Consider the following 1,210-nt stretch of genomic DNA (forward strand, 5'->3'; position numbering starts at 1 on the left):
CCAGGCAGTGAGCCATTTCTTCCACTTTGTTCTGAATGCCTATTTTCCGCCATCCGTGAAGCTTAAAACGAAGTTTCCTGGCTCCATAGAACCCCTTTGGGGTTTTCATTCTGCCCAGGTATTCGAATACAATGACGTCACAGCCATGCTTTGCTGCAAATTTTATAATTTCATGGCTGGTGTGGCGGACAATATACTGCTGGTACCCATTGATCTGCCGCCAAAAATTGGGCGCATGAATGCGGCCGCTTGCCCGCTGGGCTTTCCGCAGTTTGTTCGTTAACGTCTGCAGACGGTCTTTTTCTTTAGGCTGGTTAATAAATGTCCGGCCTAAGACAGTGCCTTTTGCATCGATAATAGAACAAACCGCAGAATTCGTCAGTCCAAGGTCTACTGCACACACTTTTTGTTCTTGAATAGGCGTTTTTGTTAAAGTAACTTTATTTTCATAGCTTATGGAAAGAAAGAATTTCTTTCCCTGTTTAATGAGCTTTGGGTTGTTCTCTTTCCATTCCCAGACACCCCGTTTATAAAGGTCCTGCCCTTTAAACTCGATATTCATCCATACCCAGTCATTCTGATGAAATACCTTGATTTCTGCAGTCGTATCAGATGTTCTGTTAAACATGTTCCCTTTATAAAAAACAGGAAATTCCTTATGTTCCGCCTGCAGCCGTGGAGGCTGTTTTTTAAACTTCTTTCCTTCGGAAAGAGCGTACTTTTGCTCTTTTTCCCAATTTTGATAGTTAGAGCGGAAGCTCTTTACTTTGCCAAAAGCAGAAGCAATGGCACTTCTGCGGAAGTAGGACGGAAACTTGTAAAAACGTTCGTTAAACTCTTTGTATTTCGGAAGAGGGTTTGATTTGGTTGCGTGAATCAGCTTTTCCACTGCCGGCACAATTGATTTTGTTGTCAGGTTGTCAATATGATCAAATTCTTTGTCGATCACCTGGATGATGAAGGATAGGACGTCATTGTAAATATCCAGCGTAGCATTGAAGATTTCAGTCTGGTTTGTAATTTTGTGCAACAGCGACTTCGCAACTTTCATGGCCAAACCCTCCTTTCCATTTTTTAGTCCTTATGATAGGTTGATCGTATCAAAATGGAAATCACTTGTAAAATGAAAAGAGAATCGGCATGAGTGATGATAATTAAGAAGCGGCAAGCGATGTCATAAAAAATACATAGAAGAATAAGAAGAATCAAG

1 protein-coding gene is annotated in these 1,210 nt (G+C 41.2%); it reads right to left on the reverse strand.

What is annotated here, in order from left to right; all coding sequences use genetic code 11:
* Window positions 1–1,051 (reverse strand): transposase (locus M3221_RS25390; RefSeq protein ID WP_251274812.1); only part of this gene is annotated, 1,051 nt, incomplete at its 3' end.
* Window positions 1,052–1,210: the final 159 nt, after the last annotated feature.

It is taken from the genome of Domibacillus indicus, from assembly GCF_023715895.1.
Classification (GTDB): Bacteria; Bacillota; Bacilli; order Bacillales; family Domibacillaceae; genus Domibacillus; species Domibacillus indicus_A.